Here is a 7,513-nt window from a genome sequence, read left to right on the forward strand (position 1 = left end):
CAGGTAATCATGTAAATATGGAAGTATATATGTCATAAATGCAATGGGTTATTCTAATATACTCAGAAAGACAGTATGTTTATTATAAAAATAGCATATACGTTGTAGACATTTTTTAAGAATGAATTAATATTATCACTTACTCATTCAGGTTATAAATAATAGTCAAAAAATATTTTTAAACATATCTCTTTATGTGGTTTAATCAGTCAATTGTATATCAGTATTACTAGGATTCGTTAAATAATTGCTGTGCAAATGTATTATTAAATTTCTAAACAAACAAATATTTCAATGTAAAAATTAAAAATATTTTTCATCAAAGCTTGAGATGTATTTATTGGTATTGCAAACATTCCTTTTGTAATCATTAAAACACTTAATCCGGGAAATAGAAATTTTTTTCGATCCATATATTATTATATTTCTATATCAAAAATGACGATCACCGGATTATCTTCTTCTTTCCAGTTGGTTAATTCTTCCCGTGTTTCAAGGATTTTCCGATGTTCCTTATAGTCAGGGTTAAGACGAACCATACCGAAGAAATATTCGCCGATACTTCCCCTGATATTATCAATTCCGAGATCCATCCCATAAAAGAAATTGGGAATGGCATAAAATGATTCTGATTGTTTATGGTACAATATGGTTATGGACTCTATCGTTTTTTTGTTGATACACTTGAAGGCAGTATACCTGTCTGTTTCGTAAATATGTACATTCTCTTTAAAATATCGCTCATCCGAATTTATCGCAAACTCATATTTTTTTTCTACCCATTCTTTAATGACATGCTCGGGTGGTATTTGCAGGTTTTTAATGCCAATGGCAGGGTGAACACCATTATGGTCAATAGAATATATAATTTCGGAAAACCTGGGAGAATAATAAACCATACCATTCGGCGAAGAATAAAATCCATATGAAGTAAAATCCAATGATAATTTATTATCATTCAAATTTATTTTATTGTTTAATAAAAATTCTGTTTTTTTCCCAGGAATATGATAGACGGCTAAATTGGCATACATCTTTCCATATTCGGAAAGCCTCGACCAGTACATTTTATCCTTTGCCAGGGTAAAATAAGAGAAAGAATAATCTACCCTTAATTCTTCCAGGTATTTTCCTGCTGCATCAAATATCAAAAATTTCTTTCCAAAATGATCAAACATATAAATATCGCCATTGGTTTGGATATCAAAATCGCGGAAACTGGTGTATTCTCCGGGTCCTTTTCCGACCCTGGCAATCTTGAAAAGGAATTTTCCGGTCATATCAAAAACGAACAAAGCCATGGTTCTGCTGCTAAAATCAGCGACATAGATCCTGTTATTCCTGATAAGCACTTTATCTGCGAAACCTATCAAACAATCACGGTTGGTTTCCAGCGGCAGATACCGTACGTAACCCGTTTTTAAAGGAATATATTCAACCGAATCGATGTCCACCACAAGGGGTACATCCGTAAGGGAATATTTGGGTAATTCCTGATTGACACATAATTGTATAAACTGGAACGAAAGAACTAAAAAGAAAGTTATTTTTCTCATTTTATGTTTGTTATGGTCATTTGTATTCTAAATTTACCTCCTAATTTTGTTTCAGGAAATTTGAATCATATCATTAATAGACTTAAAGTCAATAAAAAGAAATATCTCCCTGTTCATTATTATATTTCCAGATCAAAAATGACGATCACCGGATTGTCTTCTTCTTTCCATTCCTTCAACTCTTCCCGTGATTTAAATATTTTCAGATGATACTCATTATCAAGATTAGGATCAAAATAACTGAAAAAATATTTACCGGTGCTACCTCTGATTCCATTAGTTCCGATATCTGTATAATACCGGAAAAACGGTGAGCAACATATCGAATGTGAATTTTTATCATATAAAAAAATACTAGAACTGACAGTTGTTTCTGTAATACATTGGAAAGTAATGTACCGGTCTGTTTCATAAGTATGTATATTTTGTTTAAAATACAGATTATCAGAATCAATCCCCGAATCAGAACCAGGACTTTTTCCGCCCCACTCCTTTATTACATGATCAGGTGGAATATTCAGATTTTTGATACCAATTGCAGGATGGACACCTGTACTGTCAATAGAATAAATTATTTCAGAAAATTTGGGTGAAAAATAAACCATACCATTGGGTGAAGAATAAAACCTATATGAAGTATAATTTAATAAATTTAATTCATGTAGGAATTTTTTATCCGTTATTAAAAATTCTGTTTTTTTTTCTTTTTTGTTATAAACAGCTAAATTGGCGATCATTTTATTATATTCCCAAAGTATTGACCAATACATTTTATCTTTAACCAGGCAGAAATGGCTGAAAGTGTAATTGACACCAAATTCCTGTAAATATGTTCCTGCCGGGTCAAAAACTATAAATTTTTTCCCGAAATGATCAAACATATAGATGTCGCCATTGGCCTGAATATCAAAATCACGGAAACTGATGTATTCTCCGGGTCCTTTCCCCATCCTGGAAATTTTAAAAAGGAATTTTCCATTCATATCAAAAACATACAATGCCGTTGTTTGATAAAAGTCTGCAACATATATTTTATCATCCCTGAAAAGTACTTTATTTATACGGCCTATTAAGCAATCAGAAGTCGTTTCTAAAGGAATGTACCGGATATAACTTAAATTTAGGGGAATTGATTGAACCGAATCAATGTCCACTACAATTGGAGCATCTGTTAATGAATATCCGGGCAATTCCTGATTGATACAGATTTGTGACAGAAAGAATGAGAGTATGATAAAAAAGCTGATTCGTTTCATTTTCTAAATATATAATGTGGTAGTATGTGGCGTGGTTTTTATCTATATTTGAATTTTAGCCTGTCAAATGTGATAGGAAGATTCCTATTTGATTTTTTTCTGATCCGGTTCTATCGAAAACTCTCGATATCTGCATCCCGTGGAAAATATACTATTCACAAGAATCAGGAGGCAGATCTACAATAAGCAATTGACCATCCGTTTTTGATGTTTTTTCAGGAAATCCAAATGAATGCATTTTATATTTTCTCATGGCAAATATACTGGAAAAGGAGCGCTTTTATTATTTACGGAAATAATTATTCAGTATTTTCAAAAAAATATAATCATTTTCGTTGATAAAAAAAAGGTATTCGTTGATTCTGAATTCTCTGCCGGCAATAAAGGAATCATTTTTGTGTTTTGCATAGTATTATGTAACCTTTAAAACTTTTCAGACATGAGGACCAGATATTTTTTTCTTTATTGCATTTGCATCGCAACTTTTGTGTTGTGCGCATGCTCCAAAAATGAGTTGTCTGATAATATTCCGGACGAGAATGAGCAAGTCGATCAGACAGATCCGGGAAATTCGGAAAATCCGGAAATCCCAGAAGATCCTGGTGATCCTGGCGATGATGAATTGATCCCCAATTCACAGGAAATCTATTATGAGAATGCCATTACCATCGCATTCTCAGGAAACAACGTGGTCATCGATAATCCTTTCTCCGAAAACGGAGTAACGGTAGAGGAGGATAACGGACATGTCGTTATTCGTTCCACCATTACCGACAGTGAACTGAATTATATCCTGTCAGGAATCACCAGCGACGGTTCGGTGAAAATATACGGTGAGAAAAAGTTCGGGTTGATACTGAACGGGGTCGGCATCACTAATCCCAACGGTGCGGCCATCAATATCCAGAATAAGAAAAAAGCGCTGGTTACCATTGTCGACCAGACAAACAACCGGCTGATCGACGGCGCTGTTTATACCTATACCGACGGGGAGGATATGAAAGCAACCTTTTTCAGTGAAGGCAACCTTGACATATCCGGAAAAGGATCGCTCGAGATCCGTGGAAAAAATAAACATGGTCTCTGTACCGATGGAGCTTTAACATTTACGGATGGTGTCATCCATATTAAAGAAGCTGCCAGTGACGGTATTCATGCTAACGACGAGATCATCCTTTCAGGTGGTACCCTCACGATACGATCTGTCAGCGATGGAATTGAAAGCGAAAGCAAGACGGAAGCCATTGAAATTACCGGTGGAACGTTGAACATAGTTACTACCGGGGAGAAAGGTCATGCTATCAAAGCCAAATATAATATATACATCGATACCGGAGGGAGTGTAGACATCACTGTATATGGCGATGCATCCAAAGGGATCAAGCCAACCGGGGACTTGACCATCATGAGAGGAAATATCACCATCAATACTGCAGGTAATGCCATCTGGGAAGAGGATGAACAGGACCTTTCTTCTGCGGCGGGGATCAAGTGCGACGGTAACCTGCTCATAGAATCGGGTACCCTGTATATTTTAAGCGCAGGCTCGGGAGGCAAAGGCATCAATGTAGACGGTACCATTACAGTGAATGATGGCGATATAACAGTCATCACCACCGGTAACCAGCATGTGTACAACCGGAACAACGACACAGCCGCTAAAGCGATAAAAAGTGACGGCGACCTGACCGTCAATGGCGGCACCATAAAAATACGTACCTCTAAGACCGAAGCCGAAGGGCTTGAGAGCAAAGCGACGCTGACCATCACCAACGGTGATATTGATATCGAAGCATATGACGATGCGGTCAATGCTTCGAAGAATATACAGATAGACGGTGGGAAGATTTATTGTAAAAGCGAGACCAATGATGCGATCGACTCCAACGGAACAATCTTCATTACAGGGGGAGTGGTTATCGCTGTTGGCGCATCGTCTCCTGAAGGCGGATTTGACTGCGACAATAATCGTTTCTCCATTACCGGAGGCACCATTCTCGGTATAGGAGGAAGTACCAGTAGTCCGACGGCCAGCGCAAGTGCCCAACGCTCGGTTATATTCCAGGCATCCGCCAATGTGCAGGTCATACATATTAAAAATACTTCCGGTAGTGCCGGAGTGTTGACATTCAAGCTTCCGGTAATCTACAGAAGCAGTTCAACAGTTCTGTTCAGCAGTCCGTTATTGGAAGGGAGTACCGGGTATACCATCTATACCGGTGGAAGTATTTCGGACGGTAGTAGCTTTCACGGCCTCTATACAGATGCGACCTATAGCGGCGGTTCTTCATCCGGCACATTTACTACTGGTTCGGCGGCAGGAGCGGTCACGAGTATAGGATCTTCCAGCGGTCCGGGCGGTGGAAGGCCATAAATGAACACCTTTTTCTGAAATAATGTCCGATCAGATTCGCCGTTATGTTATCTTTGTATGCATCACGGCGAATTAAGCGCTCAGTGCTATTTATTGTTTTCTTAAATCGCATTGATCAAGTCGATTACGTTCATGTAACATTATTTGTTTTATATTACTTATTTATTGAAAACTTAATTCCGGAGGATAAAACAATGAAAGCCCGTAATCAGGTCCTGCTTGAGAATGGAATCTATTTCCTGATATGGATCGTTATCTTTTTGGTTCCGCTTTTCGGATATAACGACAATCAGGGTATCCGTTGGGATGATGTCAGGGATTTCTGGCTCCGGCTGCTTCCGTTTTTTTCCCTCTTTCTGGTCAATAATTACCTGCTGCTTCCGTTCCTGTTTCTGAAAAAGAAGTATATTGCCTATTCCTGTTCGGTGCTTTTTCTAATTGTCCTTTTGTCGTTTTTCTTTTTCTCCGGGCCATCAGACGCTCCTTCCCGTAAAAATCCTTTTTCCGGACAATCAGACATGATGTTCCACGGAAAAGACGGAGATCCCGGGCGAAAGGATGGGTTCGATATCTCACGGAAACCTGAATTTACCGATTCTATGGCAGGTAAGCCTCCGTTTATCCGTCATGGTGACAGGCCGTTTCCCGATAAAGGTTTTGCTCCGCACCGGCTGGCGCCTTTCCGGTGGGGCCCGATATTGAATAACTGGTTACTGGCCATCTTACTGGTAGGATGTAATATTGCCATTCGTCTTCTGTTCAAATCCATCCGTGATGCCCGCCGTTTCGAAGAGCTGGAAACCCAGACATTGAAAGCGGAACTCGATTACCTGAAAGCACAGGTTAATCCGCATTTTTTCATGAATACGCTCAATAATATACATGCATTGATCGATATCGATGCCGAAAAAGCAAAAGATACTGTTATCGAATTGTCCCGGATCATGCGGTATGTATTGTATGAAGCCGATAAAGCCCTGGTACCGCTTCAAAAGGAAATCGAATTTCTCGGGAATTACATATCCCTGATGCGAATCCGTTTTTCGGATGATGTGGAGATCACCACCGTTTATCCCGACCCGCTTCCCGACCTCCTTCTTCCTCCGCTTATCCTGATCCCCCTGCTCGAAAATGCGTTCAAACATGGAATCAGTCATCAGGAAACTTCATATATTCATACCCGGCTTTTCGTCAGTGACGGATATCTTTCCTATGAGGTAACCAATAGTAGTTTTTCCGAACCGGCCGGAGAAAAAGGAGTAGGAATTGAAAATTTACAAAAAAGATTAGCCCTGCTTTTTGACAGTGACTATGTACTGGATCTCAGAAATGAGGAAAAAGCATATATTGCCATCCTGAAAATACCTGTGAAATGAAGATGCGATGTATAACTATGGACGATGAACCTCTGGCTCTGGCACAGATGTCGAAATACATCGGGAATACACCATTTCTCGAACTGGTCGCTGCCTGCCGTAATACAAAAGAAGCACAGGAAATTCTGTCAGGACAGGAGATAGATATCCTGTTTGCCGATATACAGATGCCCGGGCTTAACGGACTGGATTTTGTCCGGTTATTGCCTGTAAAACCCTTGATTGTATTTACAACGGCTTTTCCTCAGTACGCATTGGATGGTTTTCGGGTAGACGCCATTGATTATCTGCTCAAGCCTATCAGTTATAAGGAATTTTTACGTTCAGCCGAAAAAGCATACCGGCAGTTTACTCTTTTGGAACATTCAAAGGGTCAGGAATTACCCGAAGTGATCTTTGTCCGGTCGGAATACAAAACGATTCCCCTTGCTATAAAAGATATTATCTATGTAGAAAGCCGAAGTGAATATGTGCGTATTTTTACCGCGACAAGCCGGCCGGTAATGAGTCTGGGTAGTATGAAATCCTACGAAGAAAAGCTAAAAGACCATGGATTTATGCGGATTCACCGTTCTTACATTATTAACCTGCAAAAGATAAAAGCCATAGAACGGAAACACATTCTCCTCAGAGACGGTAAACAAATACCTATAGGCGAGTTATACGAGGAAAAATTCAGAAAATATATTTCCGGATGATCTGAAAATCTATGATTTACTCAGGTCCGGTTACGATCAGATGTTACATATAAACAAGCCTGTTTTATTGATCTTGCATGATCCACACCTTTGCCTGTTCAATGATATTATCCGACTTCCCGTCTTTGGTATTCAGCAAAACCGGTTGGTAAGGGGCAATGCCTGTTTCAATGCTTCTCTTGTGGATATCATACATCGGGTTGGTAGACAGTTCCACTGTCCATCCGTTATACAATTCGGCAGATATGGGTGC

At 39.1% G+C, this 7,513-nt stretch carries 6 protein-coding genes; 3 read left to right on the forward strand and 3 right to left on the reverse strand.

Annotated features, from left to right (window positions below):
- Nucleotides 1-419 precede the first annotated feature (419 nt).
- Both LBQ60_07310 and LBQ60_07315 read right to left on the reverse strand, forming a co-directional pair.
- Nucleotides 420-1,556 (reverse strand): 6-bladed beta-propeller, encoded by a 1,137-nt coding sequence (locus LBQ60_07310; protein MDR2037713.1) that lies wholly within the window; start codon nt 1,554-1,556, stop codon nt 420-422.
- A gap of 119 nt (nt 1,557-1,675) precedes the next feature.
- Complete coding sequence (locus LBQ60_07315; GenBank protein ID MDR2037714.1) at nt 1,676-2,812, reverse strand: 6-bladed beta-propeller; 1,137 nt, start codon at nt 2,810-2,812, stop codon at nt 1,676-1,678.
- Nucleotides 2,813-3,251: 439 nt separating this feature from the next.
- On the opposite strand from LBQ60_07315, the gene LBQ60_07320 reads away from it, so the two are divergent.
- The 3 genes from LBQ60_07320 to LBQ60_07330 all read left to right on the forward strand — a co-directional run bounded on the left by LBQ60_07320 (nt 3,252) and on the right by LBQ60_07330 (nt 7,260).
- A complete protein-coding gene (locus LBQ60_07320) occupies nt 3,252-5,186 on the forward strand; it encodes a carbohydrate-binding domain-containing protein (protein MDR2037715.1) in 1,935 nt (644 codons plus the stop codon).
- Between the two features lie 194 nt (nt 5,187-5,380).
- Nucleotides 5,381-6,562: a sensor histidine kinase gene (locus tag LBQ60_07325; GenBank protein ID MDR2037716.1), complete on the forward strand. Its 1,182-nt coding sequence runs from the start codon at nt 5,381-5,383 to the stop codon at nt 6,560-6,562.
- The gene (locus LBQ60_07330; protein ID MDR2037717.1) at nt 6,559-7,260 is read left to right on the forward strand and encodes a LytTR family DNA-binding domain-containing protein; all 702 of its coding nucleotides are present in this window, start codon (nt 6,559-6,561) and stop codon (nt 7,258-7,260) included. The genes LBQ60_07325 and LBQ60_07330 overlap by 4 nt, the downstream gene beginning before the upstream one ends.
- 64 nt (nt 7,261-7,324) lie before the next feature.
- Here the strand turns inward: LBQ60_07330 and LBQ60_07335 are convergent.
- A partial coding sequence (locus LBQ60_07335) for a peptidase S41 (protein MDR2037718.1) occupies nt 7,325-7,513 on the reverse strand: 189 nt, incomplete at its 5' end.

It is taken from the genome of Bacteroidales bacterium, from assembly GCA_031275285.1.
GTDB lineage: Bacteria > Bacteroidota > Bacteroidia > Bacteroidales > UBA4181 > JAIRLS01.